The following is a 25731-nucleotide window of genomic DNA, read 5'->3' on the forward strand; positions in this document are numbered from 1 at the left end:
TTCTTTTTTATTTGTTTTATTATTCTGTTTTCTGTACCGACCTTCTGCCTTCATGAAAGACGAAGATGCGCTGCATCTGATAGTTCCACAGAACAGCCACAAGTACGGCAACGATGGCCTTGGAGATGACATAGTTGAGTCCTGTCATTTCCGTCACCTGACACGTGCCAAGCGTATTGAGGGCAATGCTCACTCCCCATACGAACATATAGCGCAGGGCAATGTATTTCTTCTTCATTCCGAAGGCGTGGAACACCCATCGATAGTTGATGGCGCAGTTTACCATTCCCCCGCTGACAGCGCCGATGAACGTGGCATACCCGTACCACATGCCGAAGATGTTGACGAGAGCGAGAGTAACGGCAAAGTCGGCGGCAGAAGCCACCCACGCAGAGCATTGCGCCTTTGAGAAAGTTATGATAGAGTGCTTGAAGCTTCCCATAATGGCGCTTTGTTGTGTTGTGTGAAATTATTATTTAAGGGCGCGAAAATATTATATATAATATAATGTATAGAGATACGCCAGAACAGCCACGAAACGTGTCCTATAATGGCACTATCATCCTACAAAGGTGCAAAATTAGTAGAAAAATATTAAAAGGCAAAAAGTTTTCTACCTTTTTTAAACTATTATATGTAACTTTGCAGCCGCAAAGCTAATATGTGGTTTTACGACACAAGGAAAGTATATTCGAAATCTATAATAGGATAAATTAGTATAAAACAAACGTGAAAAGGTCTTTTTTCGTTACATTGATGTTCTTGCTCTTGGCTGTTGTTGCCAAAGCGCAGATTACAGGAGAAATTTATGATACTGACGGTTACCCCATACCGTTGGCAAGTGCCATATACAAGGGCCACCACGTCGCTGAAGCCAGCGACCTGGACGGCAAGTTCAAGATTGCACGCCATAACGGATGGGAACTGACGTTCAGTTCGGTGGGCTTCCAGCCGCAAACCATCAAGGTGGGTCCGAACACGCCGTCGCATCTTAAGATTGTCCTTAAGGAAGACTCGCGCTCGCTCGGCGAGGTGGTTATCAAGCAGAAGCGTGAGCGCTATTCGCGCAAGAACAATCCTGCAGTGGAGCTTATGAAGCGCGTAATCGCAGCCAAGAAGCGCACGCATCTGGACAATTTCGACTATTATCAGTATAACAAGTATCAGAAGATTACGTTCTCGTTGAACGACATCAAGCCAGCCGATCTCGATTCGGGCAAGTTCAAGAACAAGGCTTACGTACGCGACCAAATCGAGACATCGCCCTACAACGGCAAGCTTATCTTGCCAGTCACTTACGACGAGACCGTTACGCAGCACATCTACAGAAAGAACCCGCGTGTGGAGAAGGACATCATCAAGGGCCAGCGCTCTGAGGGTGTGAACAACGTGCTGCAGACGGGAGAGATTCTCAACACCATGCTGCGCGAGGTGTTCACCGACGTGGACATCTACGACGACCACATGCGACTGCTGCAGTATCAGTTTACGAGTCCTATCGGCGAGACTGCCATATCATTCTACAGATTCTACATCCAGGACACGGTCTACGTGGACCGCGACCTCTGTTATCATCTGGAGTTTATCCCCAACAACCAGCAGGACTTCGGTTTCCGAGGCGATCTGTACATTCTCGCCGACTCGTCGCTGCACGTAAAGCGCTGCTCGTTCACGCTGCCGAAGACGTCCGACGTCAACTTCGTGCACGACATGAAGATTACGCAGGAATACGCCAAGCTGCCTAACGGCGAATGGGTGCTCTCGAAAGACGACCTTGCTGCAGAGCTTACCCTGCTCGGCGCCAACACTCTTGTGACTAAAGCCACACGTTATAACGACTATGCCTTCGACGAACTGCCGTCGAAACTCTTCAAGGGAAAGGCGAAGACAAGGCATGAGGCTGACGCGATGATACGTGACGAGGCGTTCTGGAACCAATACCGAACGGTGGAACTCTCGAAGGGCGAGTCGTCAATGAACGCCTTCATACATCGTATCGAACAGTCGAAGAACTTCAAGTGGATTCTCTTCGGACTCAGAGCCTTCGCCGAGAACTTCGTTGAGACCGGCTCTTCACGCAAGCGCTCACTGTTCGACATCGGTCCGGTAACCACCATCATATCAAGCAACTTCGTGGACAAGTGGCGCTTCCGCCTCAGCGGACGTACCACAGCCAACCTCAACAAGCACCTCTTCTGGAACGGCTTCTATGCCTACGGAACAAAGTCGAAGAAGCATTACTACGGCACAGAGGTGACATACAGCCTCAACGCCAAGAAGAACGTGCCCTTCGAGTTCCCGCAGCGCAACATCATCTTCGAGACAGGATATGACGTTATGTCGCCTGCCGACAAGTTCCTTATCCATAACAAGGATAACATGTTCATGTCGTTACGCACTCAGAAGGTGGAGCAGATGTATTTCTACAACCGTCAGAAACTCTCGTTCGTGTATGAGACCGACTGGGGTCTGTCGTTCCATACATCGCTGAAGGCAGAGAGCAACGAGCCCACCGGCGACCTTTCGTTCGCTCGTATGCCCGGCGTTGCCACCAACCTCGCACCCGACGGCAAGGAATATGTAAGGCAGATACGCACCACGGAGGGCAAGTTAATGCTCCGTTACTGCCCAGGACAGACGTTCATCAACACCAAGCAGCACCGCTGGCCCGTCAATCTTGACGCACCGGAGTTTACGCTGAGCCACACAATGGGCTTCAAGAACTTCCTCGGAGGTGAATACAAGCTCAACTACACTGAAGCGAAGATATACAAGCGCTTCTGGCTTGGCTCTTGGGGCTACGTCGATACCCACTTGGACGGTGGCGTACAGTGGGACAAGGTGCCTTTCCCGCTGCTCATCATGCCGCCCGTCAACATCACGTTCCTCGAATGGGAGGGCACGTTCTCGATGATGAAAAACATGGAGTTCCTCACAGACCGCTACGCTTTCGGATCAGTGGCATGGGATATGAACGGCAAACTGCTCAACCGCATACCGCTCATCAAGAAACTGAAGTGGCGCGAATATATCTCCGTAAAGGGAATGTGGGGCACGCTGACCGACAAGAACAATCCGTTCCTGGAGCGCAACCGTGCAGACAACACCCTCTTCCAGTTCCCCAACGGCGCACGCGTAATGGACAAGAAGACACCTTACTGGGAAGTGACAGTGGGTGTGCACAACATATTCAAGCTCATCGCCATCGACTACGTAAGACGTATGAACTATAACGGACCCGGCATAAAGAAGAACGGCATCCGATTCGGATTTATGCTCAGCTTCTAAAACAAGAAGCCTACATATATAATATAAGAAAACGAGGTGTGCAAAACGCTATATCAGCAGTTTTGCCCACCTCGTTTTTTATGATATAAACAGTAATTCAAAAAATCTTCGGCAATATGTAATAAATTCCAACTTAGGGCGTTAAATAGATATAGAGCATAGAAGAAACATATTGTCAATTCAAAACCCAACGCCTATGACACATTATACTCCTGAAGAGGTTAAACCCTCTGAAAACACCCTTTCTATCATCCGCCAGATAGCACGTGCATACTGCGCGATAAAGAAGAACGGACGCAACGGGTCGTATTGCATGAACTAATTATTAATCGTATAACCCCTAAAAAGTAAAGAACAAACCCATAAACTTACAACAATAAATTCATGAAACCACTGATTTCGCCTTCCCTTCTTTCGGCAAATTTCCTTGACCTCAAAACCGACATTCAGATGATCAATGCCAGCGAGGCCGACTGGCTGCATCTCGACATAATGGACGGTGTGTTCGTTCCTAACATCTCCTTCGGATTCCCGGTGATAAAAGCCGTGGCGAAGGAATGTAAGAAGCCGCTGGACGTGCATCTCATGATTGTGCATCCCGAGAACTACATCAGCCAGGTGGCTGCTACGGGCGCAATGATGATGAACGTACACTATGAGGCTTGCGTGCATCTTCACCGCACCATACAGCAGATTCATGACGCCGGCATGAAGGCAGGTGTTACGCTGAATCCTTCCACACCAGTATGTCTGCTTGAGGACATCATCTGTGATGTTGACATGGTGCTGCTTATGAGCGTCAATCCCGGCTTCGGAGGACAGAAGTTCATCGAAGAAATCCTCGCAAAGACACGCCGTCTGCGCCGAATGATTGACGAGTCGGGAAGCAAAGCATTGATACAGATTGACGGTGGAGTAAACGCCGAGACCGCCCCGTTACTCGTAGAGGCGGGAGCCGACGTGCTCGTAAGCGGCAGCTACATCTTCAAGGCAGCTGACCCGATAGCCACAATACATGACTTGAAGCAGCTCTAAACAGAGCTGCCTCAATAACATAAGATATCTGTAAGGGCTGCTCCAAGCGAGCAGCCTTATACAGAGAGTTGCAGCGTTATGCCATGCTTACGTGCCGTACGGCGCATATTGATTATGGCATAACGCATGCGACCGAGCGCAGTGTTGATGCTTACATTGGTGAGTTCGGCTATTTCCTTGAACGAGAGTTCCTGGAAATAACGCATAAAGACAATCTCGCGCTGGATGGGCGGAAGCGTATCAATGAGGCGCCTTACGTCAGCCATCACTTGTGTGTTGACGTAACGTCCCTCGATGTTGCCCTCGAGTACATCGTCACCACCCATATTTGAAAGGTCGTTGTCCTTTGTCACCTCCACGATATGACGCGAACTCATATCGCGATACCAGTCCATCACGACATTATGTGCGATGCGCATCATCCACGCACCGAACTTGCCGCTGGCTGTATAGCTGCCGTCCTGTAGGCGCACGATGGCCTTGACGAAGGTCTCCTGAAAGAGATCCTCCGCTGTCTCGCGGTCGTGGACGACGAAAAGGATGTATGAGAAAAGCTTCGACTGGTTGCGTGACAACAGCAGGTCAAAAGCACGATTATTCCCATCGACATATGATAGGGCCAACTCTTCGTCGGTCATATCCTGCAATTTCTTCATCTTGTTATTATTTTTTTGTTTTTATGAAGTAAATGTTTCCGATAGGCTGTACGTTTTTTGATGTTGTTAATATTAAAGTTTCAAATAGGGGCAACTTGTCTTTTGTTTAAGTCATTGCAAAGATATCAACTTTTAACGTAACCGCCAAATAATACGACAACAAAAATCCGACAATATAACGTCAATATAATAGGGCAAAAAAAAAGAGGTTGGCGCAGGATGCTGCCAACCTCATAAGTCGATTTCGTAAAAAAATAGCGAAATCATCAAAAATGATATCGCAAATGTATAGCATATTTTTGACAATAACAAATAAAAGGGATGAAAAAATCAGAATTTAACATTTGGGTGCTTCCTTCGTCGACAGTTAGGAGATAATGTGGCTGAAATTTCTTAACTTTGCATTCTAAAACAACTAAACAACATGGGAAGAAACAAATACTCGCAAAGCGAGATAGACGGCATAGCAAAACTGCTACGCCTTAAGAACGCCGCCAATCGTGCGCGTCAGAAAGAGATAAGACACCAGCTCCGCACACAGTACGAATTTAACATCTCTGACTTCAACGAGCCGGGAAAGGCTTTCGGCGAGAAGGAACTGCTGGACGCCATTCAGCGCCGAGCTATCCTCATACTGGACGACCGCACCATCGCCGACATGAAGGCGAAGAGACAGCGCGACCGTGAACGTGACGCTGCCGAACGTGAGCAGGAGGCCATCCAGACGGGAGAGCAGACAGACTGGAAGGAAGCCATGAAGCAATGGGAGGAATGGGAAGCCAAGGAAATGGACAAACTGGACAAATAAGCCTCCACTTCTTACATATAACATACTGATATTTCCTGTTTTAACCTTATTTTAACGCGTATGTATTGGCACTATAACGGATAATGGCTAATTTTGCATTGTAACATAAAACGTAACACATACGACAAAAATTCATTAACATCTAAAATCTTATAATTATGGTAAAAACTTTACGCTACACATTGATGGCTGTTGTTGCCATGGTGGCAAACTTCTCGTTTGCACAAACAACAATAGACTTCACTAAGCAGGCCGCCAAATTAAAGGACAAGGTGGGCTACACGCTTACAGCAGAGGGCTACACCTTCGAAGCTGACAAGGCTGCCGGCACGACAGTTCCTACACAGAACACCACATCAAAGGACCTTCGTCACTACGCCAAGAACACGCTGACCATCAGCGGTCCTGCAATGAAGGAGATTGTCTTCACAATGTCAGTTGCCGGAAAGAAGCAGTGGGGCGATGTCACTCCTTCTGAGGGTCAGGTTACTGTGGACACAGAGAACGGTATCACAACATGGACCAATACCAACGGTTCTACTACAGTGACATTCACAGTAGGTACAGACAACACTTACGGATCTAACAAAAGCAAGAAAGCTGCACAGTTCGACCTTGCTTCCGTAACTATCACCGGTGATGCAGCTGGCAAGACAAAGCAGCCGGCTAATCTCGCGTTCTCTGAGACCACAATCGACCACGAGGTTGGCACCGAGTTTACAGCTCCTACCTTCACAAAGGAGACCACAGCTGCCGTTACCTTCGTTTCTGACAACGAGGCTGTAGCCACTGTCAACGCAGAGGGTGTCATCGCTCTTGGCGGCGAGGAGGGCAAGGCTGTCATCACAGCATCTTCTGAGGAGAACGACACTTACAGCGCAGGCAACGCCACTTGCACCGTATACGTATGGCACTACAACGTATACAAGAAGGCAGCAGCTGTTGAGAGCGGCAAGAAGTATATGATTGTTGCTCAGCGCGACGGCAATACTTACTACGCTATTCCCGCAAAGGAATCTTACAACTATGGCTACCTCAGCACATTCAACGTAGAGGGCACTGTTGACGAGCTCAAGATCAAGTCTTCATACGACGATTCGTTCGCATTCGAGACTCTCGACGACGGCTTCTCTATCAAGGACTGCTACGGACGCTATCTCTACATGGACACAAAGCACAACTCATTCCAGTTCGACAAGGAGAAGTCTGAGGCTTGGACAGTAGAGGCTGACGAGAACGGCACATTCTCTATCACCAACAACGGCAAGTTCATCCAGTTCGGAAGCGGCACATACACCTCTTTCGGTGCATACGACAAGCTTCAGGAGAACGCTGTCCTCCCGATGCTCTTCGTCCTCAACGACAACGAGAGCGGCATCAACGGCGTTACTAACGACAACACCGTTAAGAACGGCGCACGCTACAACCTCGCAGGTCAGCGCGTAAACAACAGCTACAAGGGCATCGTTATCGAGAACGGCAAGAAGTTCGTTGTAAAGTAAAGAAACATGGATTAGGCTGAATGCCTAAAAACAAAAGGCATCTTAACAAGAATGCCTAAAATATCAAAAGGCTTTAATGCAAGGGCAAAACCTTACATTAAAGCCTTTTTTGTATATAAGAAGCTGTAGCTCCTACAGTTTGCATAGTCTGCATACAAAAAATCTCCCACAGATTACACAGATTAACACAGATTTTTGTTAACTCAAGAACATCTGAATATCTGTGAGATCTGCGGGAGAACATTCATATCCTGCTTGAAAGGTATTCTCCCACAGATTACGCGGATTAACACAGATTTTTGTTTACTCAAGAACATCTGTGAATATCTGTGGAATCTGCGGGAGAACATTCATATCCTGCTTGAAAGGTATTCTCCCACAGATTACGCGGATTCACACAGATTTTTGTTACTCAAGAACACCTGTGAATATCTATTGGATCTGTGGGAGAACATTCATATGCTGCTTGAAAGGTAATATCCCACTGATTACGCAGATTAACACAGATTTTAGTTTTCTCAAGAACATCTGTGAATATCTGCGAGATCTGTGGGATATTCCTTTTTATGCTGCTGAGATACGGTGACCTCCGCAGCACTATACGTAATTTTAGAATTCGCTCGTGAAATGGAACTTTATGTGCTTAAAGTCCTGCTGTGCCATTGACAGCACGTAGCCAGAGTCGGCGAGGAAGACGTCGCGACCGTCGCGGTCCTTTGCCATGTACTGGTATTTACGCTTCTTGAACTGGTCGAGTTCTGCCTCGTCGTCGCTCTCCACCCAGCATGCCTTGTGAAGATGAACGGGCTCCCAGCGGCACTTGGCGTTATACTCGTTCTCAAGGCGATACTGGATAACCTCAAACTGGAGCTGACCCACAGTACCTATGATCTTACGACCGTTAAACTGATTGACGAACAGCTGCGCCACACCCTCGTCCATAAGCTGATTGATGCCCTTCTCCAGCTGCTTTGCCTTCATCGGGTCATCGTTCTCGATGTACTTGAACATCTCAGGCGAGAACGACGGCAGTCCGCGGAAGTGGAGCTTCTCGCCGTCTGTCAGCGTATCGCCAATCTTGAAGATGCCGTTATCGGGCAGTCCGACGATGTCGCCCGGCCATGCCTCCTCAATGGTGCTCTTGCGCTGCGCCATAAACTGCGTAGGTGAAGAGAAGCGGATGGTCTTGCCCTGACGTACATGGAGGTAAGGCTTGTTACGCTCAAACTTGCCGCTGCACACCTTGCAGAAAGCGATACATGAGCGGTGGTTGGGGTCGATGTTGGCTGTAATCTTGAAGATGAAGCCGGTGAACTTAGGCTCCTCCGGATCCACCAAACGCTCCTCTGCCTGTGTGGGACGTGGCGACGGAGCAATCTTTACGAAGCAGTTGAGCAGTTCCTGCACACCGAAGTTGTTGAGAGCCGAACCGAAGAATACGGGAGCTACCTCAGCATTACGGTAAGTCTCGACGTCGAATTCGGGATAAACACCGTCAATAAGCTCGATGTCGTCACGCAGCTGCTGAGCGTCATCCTCGCCGATGTGCTGGCTGAGTTCGTCGGAATTGATGTCCACTTCCACCTTCTCCGTCACACGCTGCTTGTCGGGCTTGAAGAGGTCGAGCTTGTTCTCATATATATTATATACGCCCTTGAATTTTGCTCCGATGTTGATAGGCCATGACAGCGGGCGCACCTTGATGTTCAGCTCCTCCTCCAGTTCGTCGAGCAGGTCGAAGGGGTCGCGTCCCTCGCGGTCCATCTTGTTGATGAAGATAATAACTGGAGTGTTGCGCATGCGGCACACCTCCATGAGCTTACGGGTCTGAGTCTCCACACCCTTCGCACCGTCCACCACGATGATGGCAGAGTCTACGGCGGTGAGCGTGCGGTAAGTGTCCTCACAGAAGTCCTGGTGACCCGGGGTGTCGAGGATGTTCACCTTATAGTCCTCATAGTCGAACTCCATAACAGAGGTCGACACAGAGATACCACGCTGCTTCTCGATGTCCATCCAGTCCGACGTGGCAGTCTTACGTATCTTGTTGTTCTTAACTGCACCTGCCACCTGAATCTGTCCTCCGAAGAGAAGGAATTTCTCCGTGAGCGTAGTCTTACCGGCGTCAGGGTGTGATATGATGGCGAAGGTTCGCCTGCGTTCTATTTCCTGATTCATTCTTCTTTTGTTGTTATCTTATATGTGTCGGGGGTGTCAATTATCAGAATTCCTCGTCGTCATCAAACTTGAGGCCCTCAGTCTTGTCCTTGATGTGATAGTCGCTGAGCATTCCGAGGAATGTGGAAATCTCCTTGATGGCATGCTCCGTGTTGGGCGTGATGGTCTTGCCCTGCAGGCGCAGCATCATCGTGCCGTAGAGTGCGTTGAGGCAAGTCTCAATCTCGTTGATGTCCTTCTCGCCCTTGTTGCGCAGCTCCACGATGAAGGGCAGCACTTTATAATATTCGGCGTTGTAGAACGGGAAGCGTGAGCTTTGGAGCAGACGGTTGTGCAGCTCGTTAAGGTCGTCCACCACAATCTTGTTGATGGTAAGGTGTCCGTGTTCGCGCTTGCCCTCGGAGTTCATCATTGTGATAAGGTCGCCATACCAGTCCACCATTTCCGAGCGTTGCTCGTCAGTATAGTCCGTGAATCGCGCTATGTATTCGTTCTTCAGGCGCGACAGCTGGCAGCCGTAGGCACGTATGATGTCCTCCACCTGCCACATATAGAGCACGTATTCAGCCGTGCTTTTCTTTCTGAGTTGTTGGGATATAAACATGTTTCTTGATGATTCGGGGATTAACTTAATACGGCAGCTTGTAAAGATTAAAGAAGGTGCCGAGGAGCATGATGACGGAGAAGATGATGACAATGCATCCCACCACACGATTGATGATAAGGATGCCGGTGTCGTCAAACTTGCCTCTCACCTTGTCGATAAGCCACGACAGTCCGAACCACCACAGCAGGGCGCCGCCCACTATGCTGGCATAACCCACCGTCATCTCGATGGGACGGTTTGGCACTACGAAGGCAAACTGTGCGAAGAGGAAGATGAAGAGGAAGATAATCAGCGGATTGGACAGCGTTACGAGGAACGCCGTCACGCCGTTGTGCACGAGTGTGCCCTTCTGCGTCTTGTTGCTCTTATGGATGTTACGGGTTGGATTGGAGCGGTAACAGTAGATGCCGAATAACAACAGCACCACGCTGCCGCTTATCTGGAGCAGAAAGCGGTTGCGCTCGTTTCCGACAAAGTTCATCATAAAACTCATGCCTAAGCCTGTGAAAAGCGCATAAATGAAGTCGCTCACACAAGCGCCAATACCCGTTATGAAGCCATACCAGCGACCCTTGTTAAGTGTTCGCTGTATGCACAGCACGCCCACCGGCCCCATCGGGGCTGAAGCCATGATGCCTATAAGTATTCCCTTGAATACAAAGTCTAAAATATCTAATTGAATAGGAAACTGCATAACGTGTGCAAAATTGCAAATTTTATGTGATATAGACAAATTTATTACTTAAAACTTTGTTATGTTACAACATTTTTAATACCTTTGCCATTAAAGATTGACAATCGTTTACTATTAATTTACTAAATAAATACAAACAGCATCATGACAGAAGAATCATTGAAACCGTATGTTATCGGTTTGGACCTCGGAGGCACTAACTCTGTATTCGGAATCGTAGACAGCCGTGGCGACATCAAGGCCACCACAGCTATAAAGACACAGGGATATGGCAACAACGTACAGGCTTACGTTGACGCAGCTGTTGACGCACTCCAGATCATCATCGACCAGGTTGGCGGCATCGAGAAAATCAAGGCTATGGGCATCGGCGCTCCTAACGGCAACTACTATAACGGCACCATCGAGTTTGCTCCGAACCTCGAGTGGGGACGTGACGGCGTAGTGCCCTTGGCAAAGCTCTTCAGCGACAAGCTCGGCATCCCCGTTGCTCTTACCAACGACGCTAACGCAGCTGCCATCGGCGAGATGACTTACGGCGTGGCTCGTGGCATGAAGAACTTCATCGTCATCACTCTCGGTACTGGCGTAGGCTCTGGCATCGTGGTTAACGGACAGCTGGTTTACGGCTGCGACGGATTCGCCGGCGAGCTCGGACACGTCATCGTCAAGGAAGACGGACGCGACTGCGGTTGCGGCAGAAAGGGCTGCCTGGAGACTTACTGCTCTGCCACTGGTGTGGCTCGCTCTGCACGCGAGTTCCTCGCCAACTCTAACGAGCCGTCTCTGCTCCGCGAGCTCGACCCTGAGAAGATCACCAGCTATGACGTATCAATGGCAGCTGCCAAGGGCGACAAGATTGCCCTCGACATCTATCAGTTCACTGGCCAGTTGCTCGGCGAGTCATGCGCCAACTTCGCTGCTTTCTCTTCTCCTGAGGCATTCATCTTCTTCGGCGGCTTGACAAAGGCTGGCGACCTGCTCATGAACCCCATCAAGAAGGCATACGACGACAACGTGCTCAACATCTACAAGGGCAAGGCCAAGTTCCTCGTAAGCAGCCTCGAAGGTTCGTCAGCAGCCGTTCTCGGTGCTTCAGCTGTGGGCTGGGACATCAACGATTAATGCAGCTATTGACAACAACTCAATCATACATCCGCAATTCCAACGTCTTGGAGTTGCGGATGTTTTTGTATAAAGGAACAAGAGGTGTGCGTTTCACCGACGACAATATTTGCATTTCTATTGCTCAATACTATGAGTTGAACGGACAACAAAATCTTTGGTGCGAAATTCTTGAGTTTTGAGCGTTTGGGAACAACAAGCTCATACACAGTGTGTTATGCGGTTTTCTGGAGAAATATTATGAAATCAGACTCGCAAAAGAGCCGTTTTTTTCTGTCATAGAGCCTCTTTTACACTCCAATAATGCCACTGTTGTGATACAATAAAGCCTCTTTTACACTCTGATAGTGGCACTATCGGAGTGTAAAAGAGGCTTTATTGTTAAGCGTGGGTGCTGTTTGCACAGCAAAACACCGTAAAAACAGCAAAACAAAACTCTAAAATCAATATTTATTTTGTAACATGTTTTTACTCTTTATACGATATTTGCATGGTGGACGGCACCCGCTATTTGAATAATTCAGATTTGAAGTTGTCCAAGTCAAGCTTTTCGAGTTCTTTTCCAGACCTTGCCTCTTCTATGGCTGCAGCGGTTGTTTCGTTGGGCTCGAAGTAAACGGCATCGAGGAGTACGCTCTCCACATAGTTATTCAAGCTTCTGTTGCTTGCCTTTGCCCTTTCTTTGAGAATGGCAAGAAGCTTGGAGTTAAGCCTGAATGATGCAGGCTGTCTTAATGTTGCTGTTTCCATATCCGTTATTTGTAATTAATTGTATGCAAATGTAATACAAATGTTTTGATTCTACAAGAAATGGGATATTTAAAACTCAAAAATCCTAATTCGGACAGCGTGCTGTCCGCTTAATTCGCTACGCTCAACTCACCAGTATTGATATCTCCTGATCCCTTCACGTTCTGATTGAGCGAGCGGAGCGTACCCTTCAGCGTGATGTCGCCCGAGCCGAATACGCTGCAGTCGGACGTGCCGCAGTCATACATCTTTGCTTCGATGTCGCCCGAACCAAACACCTTCAATGTACTGACACCTACACGATTAAGGCCTAAGTCTACGTCGCCCGAGCCGTTCACCTCGCAGCAGACAGTCTGAGCCTTAATGTCCTTGATGTCGATGTCGCCAGAACCGCTCATTCTTATCTTGGCATGGTCGCAGACCACGCTGTTAAAGTCGATGTCGCCAGAACCCTCAAGCGCCACGTCGAGGACGTCAGTATCGAGCGGACCGTCAACGTCGAAATCGCCGGAGCCGGTCAGCTTCACACCCGTAAGGTCGGGCGATGTGAGGTAAATGGTAAGAGGCGTGTCATCATCGAAAGAAAACGAGAAGCCGCCACCTTTCGCCTTGATGACAAGCGTCTCGCCGTAGCGCTGCACCGACAAACGCTCCACAAGACCCTTCGCGCCAACTACGCGGACAGACGGTGTCTTGCCCTGAACGAACTTCACGTCGTAGGACGTATACGACTCTATGCGAGAGAAATATCCGAGATTTAGAACCTGCGAAACCCTCTTGTGCGACTCCTTGTCCGAACGCAGACTGCCAGACGAACTGCAAGCCGTGCAAACAACCCATGCCATGGCGAAAGCTGCCAAGGCAACAAATCTTCCAAATGTCTTCATTTTCATCATCATTCTATTCGTTTTGTTGATAATTTGTGATTTGGTTTACACTATATAGACGCAAAGCTACAAAAAAAAGTTGCAAAAACAAAAAAAAGTTGTCCGTACCATACTTAATTATTACCTTTGCAGATGTTCTGGCTTCCAAGCGGGACACAAGCCACGGACAAAAACAGACACGAAAGAAAGATATGAAGATAGAATTGCTTACTGAGGCGGAAGTCGCCTCACTAAACACACTGATAGAGAGTTCGGAAAACATCGTCGTTTGCTGCCACAAGTCGCCCGACGGCGACGCATTGGGATCGTCATTGGCATGGAACGCCTACCTGACATCGCGCGGCAAGCAGACAAACGTAATCGTGCCGGATGCGTTCCCCGACTTTCTGAAATGGATACCGGGAGCAGACCGTATCATCAGGTTCGACAAGAACGCTGACAAGGCAGGCGAAATGCTTGAGAAAGCCGACCTCATATTCTGCCTCGACTTCAACGGTGCTGACCGTGTGGACGAGATGCGCGAACCGCTGGAACAGGCTAAGGCGAAGAAGGTGATGATTGACCACCATCTCGACCCGAGCATGGACACCGTACTCACCATCTCGCACCCCAACATGTCGAGCACGTCGGAACTGGTGTTCCGCATCGTATGGCAGCTCGGAGCCTTCGAGGAGATGACAAAGGAATGGGCAACGTGCGTATATTGCGGCATGATGACCGACACGGGCGGATTCACATACAACTCCACACAGCCCGAGATATTCTTCATCATCAGCCAGCTTCTCACAAAGAACATCGACAAGGACAAGATTTACCGCAACGTATTCAATAACTTCAGCCCGTGGGCGATAAGGTTCCGCGGATATCTGATGAGCCAGAAGCTGAACGTCTTTGCCGACCTGCACGCTTCTTACTTCGCCATTTCAAAACGCGAGATGCGCGACTTCCACTTCATCAAGGGCGACGCAGAAGGCCTCGTAAACGAGCCGCTGCGCATCAAGGGCATGAAACTCTCCATCTCGCTCCGTGAGGACGACCGCCACGACAACCTCGTATGGGTGAGCCTTCGCTCCGTGGACGACTTCCCCTGCAACAAGATGGCAGCCGACTTCTTCAACGGCGGCGGACACCTTAACGCAAGCGGCGGCAGACTGCGCTGCTCGCTCGAAGAAGCAGAGAAGGTGGCAAGACGTGCCATCGCACACTACGAAGACTTGCTGAAGTAAAAAAAAAGCCAAAAGGAAAGAAACAAGAAAACAGAAAACAAAAACATACAAAGGAAGAAAATGAAAACAGTAAAGATTCTTATATGCGTCGTGCTCTCTGCACTCGCCTTCGCTGCATGTAGCGACACAGAGACATACGCCGACCAGAAGAAGAAGGAGCGCTCTGCCATCAACCGCTACATCGCCAACCAGAAGATCAAGGTGATAAGCGAGGAGCAGTTCTTTGCTCAGGACACCACTACGGACGTATCGAAGAACGAGTATGTGCTCTTCGAGAGCAACGGCGTATACATGCAGATTGTGCGCAAGGGATGCGGAGAGAAGATTGAGGAAGGCGAAAGCACCACGGTATTGTGCCGCTTCAATGAATATAACCTCATCGAGTCGGACACCACCCTGCAGCTCACCAACATCTATCAGTATGCTTGGCTCGTGGACAAGATGAACGTACGCAATACCTCAGGCACGTTCACTGCCTCATTCGACACCAGCTCCAGCCTTATGTATACACGCTACGGAACGGCTGCCGTACCAAGCGGATGGCTTGTGCCACTGCGTTACGTCAACATCGGACGTCCCACCAATGAGGGCGACGAGGTGGCTAAGGTTAACCTCATCGTACCACACTCGGAAGGACAGGACGACGCCGCAAGATACGTCTATCCATGCCGCTACGAGATAACCTTCGAGCGCGGAAGATAAACGGGTGCAAAAAAAATAAACAGAAAACATCAATACTTACGTAAAGATAATAAGACTATGACATTGATTAAGTCTATTTCCGGAATACGCGGAACCATCGGCGGACACACGGGCGACACGCTCAATCCGCTTGACATCGTGAAGTTCACAACTGCCTATGCCACGTTCATGAAGCGCAGAGCAACAGGCGAAGAACAGCCGAAAATCGTTGTCGGACGCGACGCTCGCATATCCGGCGACATGGTACGCAACATCGTCTGCGGAACCCTCATGGGTATGGGACTCGACGTCATCGACATTGATCTCGCCACCACTCCTACCACCGAACTTGCCGTTAAGTGGACAAAGGCTTTGGGCGGCATCATCATAACAGCAAGCCACAACCCACGCCAGTGGAACGCGCTGAAGCTCCTCAACAGCGAAGGCGAATTCCTTACCAAGGAGGACGGCAACGAGGTGCTCGCCATTGCCGAGAAGGAAGACTTCGACTATGCCGACGTCGACCACCTCGGACACTACACACGCGACGACTCTATGAACGCACGCCACATCGAGAGCGTTCTCAGCCTCAAGCTGGCTGACGTGGACGCCATCAAGAACGCCAAGTTCAAGGTGTGCGTAGACACCATCAACAGCGTGGGCGGCGTAATCCTGCCTGAGCTTCTCAAGGCTCTCGGCGTGGAATACACCATCCTCAACGCCACTCCCAACGGCGACTTCGCACACAATCCGGAACCGCTGGAGAAGAATCTTCAGGGCATCATGGACGAGATGAAGAGCGGCAAGTATGACCTCGGCATCGTCGTCGACCCGGACGTTGACCGTCTGGCATTCATCTGCGAGAACGGCAAGATGTTCGGCGAGGAATACACACTCGTCAGCGTTGCCGACTACGTGCTCAGCCACACCAAGGGCAACACCGTCAGCAACCTCTCTTCCACACGTGCTCTGCGCGACGTGACAGAGAAGCATGGAGGCGCTTACACAGCGGCTGCCGTAGGCGAGGTGAACGTAACCACGAAGATGAAGGAAGTGGGTGCGGTAATCGGCGGAGAAGGCAACGGCGGCGTCATCTATCCTGAGAGCCATTACGGACGCGACGCCCTCGTAGGCATCGCTCTCTTCCTTTCCTCATTGGCACACAAGGGATGCACGGCAAGCGAGCTGAGAGCCACATTCCCCAACTACTTCATCGCAAAGAACCGCATTGACCTCACACCGTCTACGGACATAGACGCCATCCTCGAGAAGGTGAAGGAGATGTTCGCCAACGAGAAGATTACGGACATCGACGGCGTCAAGATTGATTTCCCCGACAAGTGGGTTCACCTCCGCAAGTCGAACACAGAGCCAATCATCCGCGTCTACAGCGAGGCAGCCACAATGGAAGAGGCTGACGAGCTGGGCAAGAAGCTCATGCAGGTGGTGTATGACATGCAGTAAGCGTGTCGCGATATGACATGAGAAAGACCATTCTGACCCTTACGGCTCTGCTCCTTAACCTCCTTAACGCTGGCGCACAGCAGACGGACGCCTTCCCTTATCCTTCCGTACCCGACACGCTCCGCACGCCGGAGACACGTGCCATGTACGTGATGGAGCATTATTGGGACCGCTTCGATTTTGCTGACACCACTCTCGTTAATCGTCCGGAGATTACGGAGCAGGGCTTCGCCAACTTCCTCGACCTCCTGCCGAGGGTGAAGCCGGCAACTGCGGCAACCGGACTTACTACGCTTGCCACACATTTATATAATATAAAGGCGGATGAGAAGACGGCTGAACTGATGCGCAATTACTTCGAGGAAATCGCGGACAAGTATCTTGGCGACGCAGAATCGCCGCTTCATAACGACCTCCTCTACGCACAGTACATTGACGCCATGACCGCCAACAAGTTCGCTTCCGTGGCTGACCGCACACGAGGAGAGTATATGGCTCGCAATCTGCGCAAGAATCTGCCAGGCTCCGTGGCTGCCGACTTCCAGTATACTGACCGCAACGGAGCCACGCACAGCATGCATTCCTTCAACGCCACATACACCCTACTCTACTTCTACGACCCTGACTGCGACCATTGTCAGGAGGTGAAGGCGGAGCTTGCGGACATGCCACAGCTGAAGGAAGGCACCACCTTCCGCGTCCTCGCCATCTTCCCGTACGACGATGCAGAGAGATGGAAGAGGGTAAAGCCCGACTTCCCTGCCTCATGGACGGACGGCGTTAGCCCAGAAGGAAAAATAACAACCGACGACATTTATTATATAAAGACCATGCCGTCGCTCTATCTGCTCGACAGCGAAAAACGAGTGATACTGAAAAATCCGGATATAAAGCTGCTGAAAGAAACTTTAAGTCAGTTGAAAGTTAAGGGTTGAGAGTTGAGAGTTGTGGAGAATTGAGAGTTGAATGTTGAGAGTTGAGAGTTATGATATGTTTATTATTAGTATGACCTTTCTGCTAATCATAACTCTCAACTCTAAACTCTCAACTCTAAACTAAATTTAATAAGCTTCCCTGTACTTGTTCTCGTCTTTATCTTCAAGCATAGAGAGATAGCTCTGATAGCGTGAGGCGGCGATGTAATGTTCTTCCACAGCCTTGAGCACCGCGCAACCCGGCTCGTGTGTGTGGGTGCAATTTGAGAAACGACACTCCTTAGAGAAATGGAAGATGTCCTTGAAATAGCTTGTCAGTTCCTCCGGCTCAATGTCGAAGGTGCCGAAACCCTTTATTCCCGGCGTGTCTATAATCCATCCTCCCTCCGGAAGCTGAAGCATTTCAGAGAATGTTGTGGTGTGCATACCTGTGTTGTGCGCATCGCTGATCTCAGATGTGCGCAGGTTGGCATCGGGCAGGATATGATTGATGAATGTGGACTTGCCCACGCCGCTGTTGCCGCTGAGAAGCGTAATCTTGTCCTTGAGCAACGGCTTGATGGTGTCCATGCCCATACCCGTGGTGGCAGACACCGCCACACACTTGTAGCCGACGGTCTCATAAAGCTTCATCATCATCTCCTGATAATGGCGCTCCTCGTCGGAAAGGATGTCCGTCTTGTTGAAGACGAGCACCATTGGCACACTGTAAGCCTCAGCCGTGGCGAGGAAGCGGTCGATGAAGATGGTGCTGGTCTGCGGATAGTTGACGGTGACGATAAGGAACGCCTGGTCCACGTTGGCTGCGATGATATGGCTCTGCTTGCTGAGATTCTGCGACTTACGTATGATGTAGTTGCGGCGGTCGCAGATGGAAGAGATAAACGCCGTGCCCTCCTGATTGAGGATTATCTCCACACGGTCGCCCACAGCCACCGGATTGGTGCTGCGTATGCCCTTGAGGCGGAAGTTGCCCTTTATCTTACAGTCCACGTTCTTGCCCTCGTCGGTGCGGACCGTATACCAACTGCCGGTGTTCTTTATTACTATTCCTTGCATCTATTAAAAGTAAAAAAAAAAGCAAAAAGGTAAAAGAGTATAAAGAGGCAGCCTGCTTTACTCTTTTACCTTTTCTTATTATACAGTCATAATTTCCTTCTGCTTTGCAGCGAGGAGTTCCTCCACCTTCTTCACGAACTTGTCGTGAATCTTCTGGAGCTCGTTCTCAGCGTCCTTCTCAAGGTCTTCTGAAAGTCCGTCCTTGATGGCCTTCTTCAGCTTGTCCTTTGTCTCCTGACGTGCGTTGCGGATTTCCACCTTTGTGCGCTCGCCAATCTTGTTACACTGCTTTACGAGATCCTTACGACGCTCCTCGGTCGGCTGCGGGATGCCGAGACGGATAATCTCGCCGTTGTTCTCAGGTGTGATGCCTACATCGCTGTCCATGATGGCTTTCTCGATGTCGCGGATCTGCTTCTTGTCGAAAGGACGGATGGCGATGGTACGCGGATCGGGAACGGTGACATTGGCTACCTGGTTGAGCGGAACCATAGAGCCCCACGAGCTAACGCGAACGCCGTCGAGGATTGCCACATTGGCACGGCCGGCGCGGATACGAGCCAGCTGCTCCTCAAGGTACATGGCTCCCATCTCCATGCGCTCCTCGGCACTGCTAAGAGTTTCTTTAACGTCTATCATAATTATTTTAGTATTAGTTTCAAAAAACACAGGTTTCTGAATTCATTTTGCAAATTTAATGAAAATACTTGACAATGCACAACATTATAAGGCAAAATACTATGCAGGGATTATTGTTTTAGGTAGGAAAATGGATAGGAAAGTTTGGATTATTCGAAATATTTGCTAATTTTGCAATCTATGGATGATCGTGTATTGCGTGAATTGCCGCCGCTGCTCGAAAATGACTTTATGTACGTGGCGGACAGGCGAAAGAAAGAGTTCACCTACCCTATACACAAGCACGAGGTATTCGAGCTTAACTATGTGGAGAACGGGGAGGGTGTGTTGCGTATTGTCGGAGACAGCTCGGAGACAATAGGCAATCGTGAGTTGGTGCTCATAACAAGCCCCGACCTGGAGCACGTATGGTCACAAGGCACGTGCAACAGCGATGAGATACGAGAGATAACCATACAGTTCTTCTTCAATTTCAACAGCTCCGACAGCATTTTCTGCCGCACACCTATGTTGCCCATCAAGCACCTGTTTGAGAAGGCACGCAAAGGAGTGGCGTTTACGCCCGAAGCCATAGAGGAGGTTTATCCGCTGCTCAATTCACTGTCAACCAAGAAGGACAAGTTTTATTCCGTCATTGACTTTCTCACCATTCTCTACAAGCTCTCGCTTGCCGACGGCACACGCGAGCTTGCCACATCGTCGTTTGCTAAAGTGGACGTCGACAGCGACAGTCGACGTATATTAAAGGTGAAGGACTACATCAGCAAGCATTTCACCAATGAAATACGCCTTGCCGAACTTGCCGACCTCGTAGGCATGTCGCCTACGTCTTTCAGCCGTTTCTTCAAGCTTCGATCCGGCAAGACGCTCAGCGACTACATCGTTGAGATGCGACTTGGTGTGGCTGCCAGACAGCTTGTGGACACGACGGACAGCATCAGCGAGATATGTTATGGCTGCGGATTCAACACGCTCAGCAACTTCAACCGCCTTTTCCGCAAGTATAAAGGTTGCAGTCCCACCGAGTTTCGCGAGAAATACTTTAAGACGAAGATTATCGTGTAAGGCGCTGATGCAGGAACGAAGCTAATATCGCATAACCATGATAATGACATAATACTGCAAGAAAGTGGCAGACATAGACAAGATAATGCAAACTGCTTTAGCAAAGTATAAGTAACTTTGCACCCGTGAATAGCTAAAAACAAAACAACAATCTTACTCAATAACAAATATGGGAAAATACAGCAAATGCCTGGCTCTCTCAGCCTTGGCATTGACGACGTTCTCTGGCGCAGCGAATGCCGAGAACTACAGTTTGTCCACTCCTAAGACATCGCTCGTGGTGGACGCCACTAAGGGCGGAGCTTTCAAGTTTGTGTATTACGGCGACAAGCTGGCAGCAGCCGACATCGCCACTTTGCAGGCTGGAGGCACAGCAGGCAAGGACGCATATCCTGTGTACGGACTCATAGGGGCTTCGGAAGCTGCGCTCTCCGTGCGCCACGCTGACGGCAACATGACGCTGCAGATGGACGTGGCTGACATCACCGAACAGGCAGAGAAGAACGCCAAGGTGCTGAAGGTGAAGCTCAAGGACCGCGTCTATCCGTTCTACGTTACGGTATGCTATCGTGCTTATAACGACGTGGACATCATCGAGATGTGGACCGAGATAAACAACGGCGAGAAGACCACGGTGACTCTCTCACAATTTGATTCGGCTTATCTCCCCATCCGCCGCGGCAACGTATGGATGTCCCACTTCTACGGTTCGTGGGCTAACGAGGCTCAGCTTTCTGAGGAAGAACTCAAGCCAGGCACCTTCGTAGTGGAGAACCGAGACGGCACACGCAACGCCCACACTTCGCACGGCGAGGTGATGTTCTCGCTTGACGGCAAGGGTCAGGAGAACACTGGACGAGTCATCGGTGCTGCCATCTGCTATTCTGGCAACTATAAGCTGCGTGCCGTGACAGACGACTCGGAATATCATCAGTTCTTCGCCGGCATTGACGAATACAACTCGGAGTATCACTTGGCTAAGGGCGAGACCTTCACCACTCCCGTCACAGCCTTCTCATACAGCAAGGAGGGTCTGAGCGGAGTGAGCCGCAACTTCCATCGCTGGGGACGGGAATATAAGCTGATGAACGGCAATCGCGAACGCAAGATACTGCTCAACTCATGGGAGGGTGTCTACCTTAACATCAAGGAGCCTGAAATGGCGCAGATGATGGCAGACATCAAGTCGATGGGTGGCGAGCTCTTCGTCATGGACGACGGATGGTTTGGCGGCAAGTATAAGCGCAGCATCGACAATTGTGCGCTGGGCGACTGGGTGGTGGACAAGGAAAAGTTGCCACACGGCATCGAGGGTCTGCTCGCTGAAGCAAAGAAGCAGGGCATCAAGTTCGGCATCTGGTTGGAGCCGGAGATGTCGAACACCAAGAGCGAACTCTTCGAGAAGCATCCCGACTGGGTGATTAAGGCTCCGAAGCGCGACCTCCAGTGCGGACGCGGCGGCACACAGGTGGTGCTCGACCTCAGCAATCCCAAGGTGCAGGACTTCGTGTTCTCCATCGTGGACGACATGATGACCAAGTACCCGGAGATTGACTACATCAAGTGGGACGCCAACATGAACATCTCCAACCACGGATCGCAGTATCTTACTGCCAACAATCAGAGCCATCTCTACATCGAGTATCACCGTGGTTTAGAGAAGGTATTGCAGCGCATCCGTGCCAAATACCCCGACCTCACCATCCAGGACTGCGCTTCTGGTGGCGGACGTGTCAACTGGGGCACTCTCCCCTACTTCGACGAGTTCTGGACCAGTGACAATACTGACGCCCTTCAGCGCGTATATATGCAGTGGGGAACCAGCTACTTCTTCCCTGCCATCGCCATGGCATCCCACATCTCCAATGCCCCCAACCATCAGACAGCACGTACAGTGCCCTTGAAGTATCGCACCGACGTGGCTATGAGCGGACGCCTCGGTATGGAGATTCAGCCTAAGGTGCTCAGCGAAGCCGACAAGGACCAGTGCCGCAAAGCCATCGCCGACTATAAGCGCATCCGTCCTATCGTACAGTTCGGCGACCTTTATCGCCTGCAGTCGCCCTACGAAAAGAAGGGTGTGGCTTCGCTTATGTACGTGACCGACAACAAGGAAAAGGCGGTGTTCTTCTGGTGGAAGACCGAGTCGTTCTGCAACCAGCATCTGCCGCGCATCCCGATGGCAGGTCTCAACCCGCAGAAGCGCTATCGCATCACCGAGCTCAACCGCATCGACAAGACTCCGCTCGCCTTCGAGGGCAAGACTTTCTCAGGCGAATATCTCATGCAGAACGGCCTGGAAATCCCTTACGGACATAACGCCGACTGGGCAAAGCCAACGAATGGGCAAGCCGCGTGCTGCTCCTCGAAGAGGTGAAATAACCAGATAATCAAGAATGCTTTTCATGTAAACAAAGTGTCAGTTTACGTGAAAAGCATTTTTGTTTTTATCATTACCAACACATTATATATTAAAGACTTAGTCATGACGAGATACATTATTTAATATAATATAGCATGACATACGTCACTTACAATCGTAAAAAAGCATATAAATGCTTGCCTTATATCAATTTACGGCGCTTTTTACGGTTATTTTCATTAACAGAAATAGGATAATATGCGTTTTGTCATAATTGTGTAACACTATGTCAAGAAAGTGTTAATAAGGTTGCGCCAATTAGTGTAACTTTGCAACCATAAATTAAACCATAAACTCATATAACTATGAAAACAATAGGTCGTTCAAGGCTTTCTTGCAATGTTAATTCAATAACAACTTTATATAAACCCTTTAATTAGATCCCTAATGAAGAAATTAGTGATTCTTTGTATGGCTGCCTCTATGAGCAGCAGCCTCGCTTTCGCACAATCGAAGGTTACGGGTGTCGTTAAGGACGGTACCGGTGAGCCTATCATTGGAGCGAGCGTATCAGTTAAGGGGGCACAAGGAGTGGGCGCGGTTACCGATTTAGACGGTAACTTCACGCTTACAGTGCCTTCAGGGAAAAAACAGCTTCTGGTGAGCTACATCGGCTTCACTCCCCAGACCGTTGACGTAACGGGCAAGAACACGTTCGAAATCGTGCTGAAGGAAGACAACCAGACCCTTAATGAGGTGGTGGTTGTGGGATACGGTACGATGAAGAAGAGCGACCTTGCCGGAGCCACCGGTTCTATGGACGAGAAGAAGATGAAAGGCTCCATCATCACCAACCTCGACCAGTCGCTTGGCGGTCGTGTGGCTGGTGTAACGTCAATGGCGACATCAGGTGCTCCTGGTTCGTCCACATCCATCCGTGTTCGCGGTCAAGCCACCATCAACGCAGGTGCCGAACCTTTGTACGTTGTGGACGGTGTGATCTGGAACAACTCCAACACATCTGGTTCTTCCGTTGGTCTTGGCGACGCTCTTGGCAACGGTTCGGTATCTACAGTGTCTCCTCTTTCCTCACTCAACCCGTCCGACATCGTCAGCATGGAAGTGCTGAAGGACGCTTCCGCCACAGCCATCTATGGTGCGCAAGGCTCCAACGGCGTTGTGCTTATCACCACAAAGCGCGGTAAGGCAGGCGAGGCCAAGTTTACGTACGACGGCATGGTGGCATGGCAGCGCCAGACAAAGCGCATCGACATGCTCAATCTCCGTGAGTTTGCCGAGTACTACAACGACATGGCATCGCAGGGAATGGTCTTCAAGGACGAGCGCTTCAGCGACCCCTCAGTCCTCGGTAAGGGCACCAACTGGCAGGACGCCATCTTCCGCACTGCCCTTCAGCACCAGCATCAGGTGAGTGCACAGGGAGGTACGGACAAGGTGAAGTATTATGTTTCGGGCAACTATATGGACCAGGACGGTACCATTATCGGCTCTGAGTTTAAGCGTTACGGTGCTCGTGTCAACCTCGACTCACAGCTCAAGTCATGGTTGAAGCTCGGTCTTAGCGCCAACTACAGCAACACCGACCAGCGCCTTCTGAAGGCAGACCAGGAAGACGGTGTAATCACCTACGCCTTGACCACACGTCCTGACATTCCCATCTATGATGTCAACGGTGGCTATACATCAATCTCACAGCAGGGAGTGACCAATCCTAACCCGGTGGCTCTCGCCCTCATGGACGACATTCTCTACAAGCAGAACCTCCTCACAGGTAACGTGTTCGCAGAGGTAACTCCGATAAAGAACCTCGTATGGCACACCGAGATAGGTTATTCGTTCAACTGGGACCGCGGCGAAGTGTTTAATCCTACCGTTGCCCTCGGCACTTGGACACGTTCTAAGAACTACTGCTCCATTCAGAAGTCAACCGGCTCGTTCGTCCAGTTTAAGAACTATCTTACTTACAGCGGCTCGTTCGGCAAGCACAGCTTCACAGCGATGCTCGGTCAGGAGTGTTGGAAGAGCAAGTGGGACAACGCCCGTACAGAGGCTCAGGACCTGCCCACCAACAGCATTCACAACCCGTCGCTCGGCGATCCTTCCACATTCAAGATCAGCAACGGCTTCGGAACGTCTGCAATGGCGTCGTTCTTCACCCGCGAGACCTATAACTATGACGACCGCTACCTCCTCACTTACACGTTCCGTCGCGACGGTAGCTCTAACTTCGGACCTGACAACCGCTGGGGTTCGTTCCATTCTGTAGCAGGCGCATGGCGATTCTCCAACGAAGAGTTCGTACGCAAGGTTGCCGGCAAGTGGCTCTCCAACGGTAAGTTGCGCCTCGGCTGGGGTCAGACCGGTAACTCCAACATCGGCAGCGGCAAGTGGTCGTCAGACATGACATCCATCGGAACGGGTCTTGGAACATCATACCGTCCTCTGCGCATTGCCAACCTCAACGTACACTGGGAGAAGCAGGAGCAGACCAACATCGGCCTTGACCTCGGACTCTTCCACGACAAGCTCGGAATTACGGTGGACGTATATAAGAAGACATCTAAGGACATGCTTATGCCGATGCAGCTTCCTTCATACATGGGAACATCGGGCAACACAAGTGGCTCACCTGAAAAAGTGTGTGGATTAAGCATACAATCTTGTTAGTCTGAAGAGAAAGAATTTCTTGTCAATGATACCCCGAAGTTGTGCTCTGAAATGCTTGACTTTTGCATTGAAAGATTCTGCA

General features: G+C 50.1%; 20 protein-coding genes and 3 pseudogenes. 13 read left to right on the forward strand and 10 right to left on the reverse strand.

Annotated features, from left to right (window positions below; all coding sequences use genetic code 11):
* Nucleotides 1–19: 19 nt before the first annotated feature.
* Nucleotides 20–442 (reverse strand): GtrA family protein, encoded by a 423-nt coding sequence (locus CHL74_RS09750; protein ID WP_094880975.1) that lies wholly within the window; start codon nucleotides 440–442, stop codon nucleotides 20–22.
* Nucleotides 443–756: 314 nt separating this feature from the next.
* Here CHL74_RS09750 and CHL74_RS09755 point away from each other — a divergent pair, with 314 nt between their 5' ends.
* From CHL74_RS09755 to rpe, 3 genes are all read left to right on the forward strand, one after another.
* The gene (locus CHL74_RS09755) at nucleotides 757–3288 is read left to right on the forward strand and encodes a DUF5686 family protein (RefSeq protein ID WP_094880976.1); all 2532 of its coding nucleotides are present in this window, start codon (nucleotides 757–759) and stop codon (nucleotides 3286–3288) included.
* 196 nt (nucleotides 3289–3484) lie between these two features.
* Nucleotides 3485–3610, forward strand: a complete 126-nt coding sequence (locus tag CHL74_RS16230) for a hypothetical protein (protein WP_254923265.1) — start codon at nucleotides 3485–3487, stop codon at nucleotides 3608–3610.
* A 62-nt stretch (nucleotides 3611–3672) separates the two neighbouring features.
* The gene (gene rpe, locus CHL74_RS09760) at nucleotides 3673–4323 is read left to right on the forward strand and encodes a ribulose-phosphate 3-epimerase (protein ID WP_094880977.1); all 651 of its coding nucleotides are present in this window, start codon (nucleotides 3673–3675) and stop codon (nucleotides 4321–4323) included.
* A gap of 56 nt (nucleotides 4324–4379) precedes the next feature.
* On the opposite strand, the gene CHL74_RS09765 is transcribed toward rpe, so the two are convergent.
* Nucleotides 4380–4979 carry an RNA polymerase sigma factor gene (locus CHL74_RS09765; protein ID WP_094880978.1) on the reverse strand — a complete coding sequence of 200 codons (600 nt, stop codon included), beginning with the start codon at nucleotides 4977–4979 and terminating at the stop codon, nucleotides 4380–4382.
* 424 nt (nucleotides 4980–5403) lie between these two features.
* On the opposite strand from CHL74_RS09765, the gene CHL74_RS09770 reads away from it, so the two are divergent.
* Nucleotides 5404–5787, forward strand: coding sequence for a hypothetical protein (locus tag CHL74_RS09770; protein ID WP_094880979.1), 384 nt, complete (start codon nucleotides 5404–5406; stop codon nucleotides 5785–5787).
* 158 nt (nucleotides 5788–5945) lie between these two features.
* Nucleotides 5946–7289 (forward strand): hypothetical protein, encoded by a 1344-nt coding sequence (locus CHL74_RS09775; protein ID WP_141241294.1) that lies wholly within the window; start codon nucleotides 5946–5948, stop codon nucleotides 7287–7289.
* Nucleotides 7290–7898: 609 nt separating this feature from the next.
* Here the strand turns inward: CHL74_RS09775 and CHL74_RS09780 are convergent.
* From CHL74_RS09780 to CHL74_RS09790, 3 genes are read right to left on the reverse strand one after another with little or no spacing between them, the layout of a single operon-like run.
* Nucleotides 7899–9467, reverse strand: a complete 1569-nt coding sequence (locus CHL74_RS09780) for a peptide chain release factor 3 (RefSeq protein WP_094880981.1) — start codon at nucleotides 9465–9467, stop codon at nucleotides 7899–7901.
* Between the two features lie 43 nt (nucleotides 9468–9510).
* Nucleotides 9511–10071 (reverse strand): DUF4924 family protein, encoded by a 561-nt coding sequence (locus CHL74_RS09785; protein WP_094880982.1) that lies wholly within the window; start codon nucleotides 10069–10071, stop codon nucleotides 9511–9513.
* A 25-nt stretch (nucleotides 10072–10096) separates the two neighbouring features.
* Nucleotides 10097–10768, reverse strand: coding sequence for a LysE family translocator (locus CHL74_RS09790; protein ID WP_094880983.1), 672 nt, complete (start codon nucleotides 10766–10768; stop codon nucleotides 10097–10099).
* Between the two features lie 144 nt (nucleotides 10769–10912).
* Here CHL74_RS09790 and CHL74_RS09795 point away from each other — a divergent pair, with 144 nt between their 5' ends.
* A complete protein-coding gene (locus CHL74_RS09795) occupies nucleotides 10913–11893 on the forward strand; it encodes an ROK family protein (protein ID WP_094880984.1) in 981 nt (326 codons plus the stop codon).
* Nucleotides 11894–12400: 507 nt separating this feature from the next.
* Here CHL74_RS09795 and CHL74_RS09800 read toward each other — a convergent pair.
* Together CHL74_RS09800 and CHL74_RS09805 are read right to left on the reverse strand one after the other, a co-directional pair.
* Nucleotides 12401–12643, reverse strand: coding sequence for a toxin-antitoxin system protein (locus CHL74_RS09800; protein ID WP_094880985.1), 243 nt, complete (start codon nucleotides 12641–12643; stop codon nucleotides 12401–12403).
* A 110-nt stretch (nucleotides 12644–12753) separates the two neighbouring features.
* Nucleotides 12754–13530 (reverse strand): head GIN domain-containing protein, encoded by a 777-nt coding sequence (locus CHL74_RS09805; protein WP_176452220.1) that lies wholly within the window; start codon nucleotides 13528–13530, stop codon nucleotides 12754–12756.
* Between the two features lie 191 nt (nucleotides 13531–13721).
* On the opposite strand from CHL74_RS09805, the gene CHL74_RS09810 reads away from it, so the two are divergent.
* From CHL74_RS09810 to CHL74_RS09825, 4 genes are read left to right on the forward strand one after another with little or no spacing between them, the layout of a single operon-like run.
* Complete coding sequence (locus CHL74_RS09810; protein WP_094880987.1) at nucleotides 13722–14756, forward strand: DHH family phosphoesterase; 1035 nt, start codon at nucleotides 13722–13724, stop codon at nucleotides 14754–14756.
* A gap of 60 nt (nucleotides 14757–14816) precedes the next feature.
* Nucleotides 14817–15458 (forward strand): DUF4827 domain-containing protein, encoded by a 642-nt coding sequence (locus CHL74_RS09815; protein ID WP_094880988.1) that lies wholly within the window; start codon nucleotides 14817–14819, stop codon nucleotides 15456–15458.
* Between the two features lie 57 nt (nucleotides 15459–15515).
* Entirely contained in the window at nucleotides 15516–16901 is a 1386-nt protein-coding gene (gene glmM / locus CHL74_RS09820; RefSeq protein ID WP_094880989.1) for a phosphoglucosamine mutase, read from the forward strand.
* A 17-nt stretch (nucleotides 16902–16918) separates the two neighbouring features.
* Nucleotides 16919–17836 (forward strand): DUF5106 domain-containing protein, encoded by a 918-nt coding sequence (locus tag CHL74_RS09825; RefSeq protein ID WP_141241295.1) that lies wholly within the window; start codon nucleotides 16919–16921, stop codon nucleotides 17834–17836.
* Between the two features lie 126 nt (nucleotides 17837–17962).
* On the opposite strand, the gene rsgA is transcribed toward CHL74_RS09825, so the two are convergent.
* A complete protein-coding gene (gene rsgA, locus CHL74_RS09830; RefSeq protein WP_094880991.1) occupies nucleotides 17963–18895 on the reverse strand; it encodes a ribosome small subunit-dependent GTPase A in 933 nt (310 codons plus the stop codon).
* A gap of 78 nt (nucleotides 18896–18973) precedes the next feature.
* On the reverse strand, nucleotides 18974–19534 hold the full coding sequence (gene frr, locus CHL74_RS09835) for a ribosome recycling factor (protein ID WP_094880992.1): 561 nt from the start codon (nucleotides 19532–19534) through the stop codon (nucleotides 18974–18976).
* Between the two features lie 180 nt (nucleotides 19535–19714).
* Here frr and CHL74_RS09840 point away from each other — a divergent pair, with 180 nt between their 5' ends.
* From CHL74_RS09840 to CHL74_RS09850, 3 genes and pseudogenes are all read left to right on the forward strand, one after another.
* On the forward strand, nucleotides 19715–20599 hold the full coding sequence (locus CHL74_RS09840; protein ID WP_094880993.1) for a helix-turn-helix domain-containing protein: 885 nt from the start codon (nucleotides 19715–19717) through the stop codon (nucleotides 20597–20599).
* A 169-nt stretch (nucleotides 20600–20768) separates the two neighbouring features.
* Nucleotides 20769–22981 (forward strand): annotated as a pseudogene (locus CHL74_RS09845) (alpha-galactosidase).
* 451 nt (nucleotides 22982–23432) lie between these two features.
* Nucleotides 23433–25604 (forward strand): annotated as a pseudogene (locus CHL74_RS09850) (SusC/RagA family TonB-linked outer membrane protein); the annotation flags it as partial.
* A gap of 24 nt (nucleotides 25605–25628) precedes the next feature.
* Here the strand turns inward: CHL74_RS09850 and CHL74_RS16235 are convergent.
* Nucleotides 25629–25731: pseudogene (locus CHL74_RS16235) on the reverse strand (ISAon1 family transposase); the annotation flags it as partial.

The organism is Prevotella sp. 885 (genome assembly GCF_002265625.1).
Classification (GTDB): domain Bacteria; phylum Bacteroidota; class Bacteroidia; order Bacteroidales; family Bacteroidaceae; genus Prevotella.

Bases quoted from the DNA above. Each gene is read 5' to 3' on its own strand.
- CHL74_RS09780 (WP_094880981.1), bottom strand. From the start codon at position 9,467: ATGAATCAGGAAATAGAACGCAGGCGAACCTTCGCCATCATATCACAC.
- rpe (WP_094880977.1), top strand. From the start codon at position 3,673: ATGAAACCACTGATTTCGCCTTCCCTTCTTTCGGCAAATTTCCTTGAC.
- CHL74_RS09800 (WP_094880985.1), bottom strand. From the start codon at position 12,643: ATGGAAACAGCAACATTAAGACAGCCTGCATCATTCAGGCTTAACTCC.
- CHL74_RS09765 (WP_094880978.1), bottom strand. From the start codon at position 4,979: ATGAAGAAATTGCAGGATATGACCGACGAAGAGTTGGCCCTATCATAT.
- CHL74_RS09815 (WP_094880988.1), top strand. From the start codon at position 14,817: ATGAAAACAGTAAAGATTCTTATATGCGTCGTGCTCTCTGCACTCGCC.
- CHL74_RS09810 (WP_094880987.1), top strand. From the start codon at position 13,722: ATGAAGATAGAATTGCTTACTGAGGCGGAAGTCGCCTCACTAAACACA.
- CHL74_RS09750 (WP_094880975.1), bottom strand. From the start codon at position 442: ATGGGAAGCTTCAAGCACTCTATCATAACTTTCTCAAAGGCGCAATGC.
- CHL74_RS09805 (WP_176452220.1), bottom strand. From the start codon at position 13,530: ATGAAGACATTTGGAAGATTTGTTGCCTTGGCAGCTTTCGCCATGGCA.
- CHL74_RS16230 (WP_254923265.1), top strand. From the start codon at position 3,485: ATGACACATTATACTCCTGAAGAGGTTAAACCCTCTGAAAACACCCTT.
- frr (WP_094880992.1), bottom strand. From the start codon at position 19,534: ATGATAGACGTTAAAGAAACTCTTAGCAGTGCCGAGGAGCGCATGGAG.
- CHL74_RS09790 (WP_094880983.1), bottom strand. From the start codon at position 10,768: ATGCAGTTTCCTATTCAATTAGATATTTTAGACTTTGTATTCAAGGGA.
- CHL74_RS09755 (WP_094880976.1), top strand. From the start codon at position 757: ATGTTCTTGCTCTTGGCTGTTGTTGCCAAAGCGCAGATTACAGGAGAA.
- CHL74_RS09770 (WP_094880979.1), top strand. From the start codon at position 5,404: ATGGGAAGAAACAAATACTCGCAAAGCGAGATAGACGGCATAGCAAAA.
- glmM (WP_094880989.1), top strand. From the start codon at position 15,516: ATGACATTGATTAAGTCTATTTCCGGAATACGCGGAACCATCGGCGGA.
- CHL74_RS09775 (WP_141241294.1), top strand. From the start codon at position 5,946: ATGGTAAAAACTTTACGCTACACATTGATGGCTGTTGTTGCCATGGTG.
- rsgA (WP_094880991.1), bottom strand. From the start codon at position 18,895: ATGCAAGGAATAGTAATAAAGAACACCGGCAGTTGGTATACGGTCCGC.
- CHL74_RS09795 (WP_094880984.1), top strand. From the start codon at position 10,913: ATGACAGAAGAATCATTGAAACCGTATGTTATCGGTTTGGACCTCGGA.
- CHL74_RS09785 (WP_094880982.1), bottom strand. From the start codon at position 10,071: ATGTTTATATCCCAACAACTCAGAAAGAAAAGCACGGCTGAATACGTG.
- CHL74_RS09825 (WP_141241295.1), top strand. From the start codon at position 16,919: ATGAGAAAGACCATTCTGACCCTTACGGCTCTGCTCCTTAACCTCCTT.
- CHL74_RS09840 (WP_094880993.1), top strand. From the start codon at position 19,715: ATGGATGATCGTGTATTGCGTGAATTGCCGCCGCTGCTCGAAAATGAC.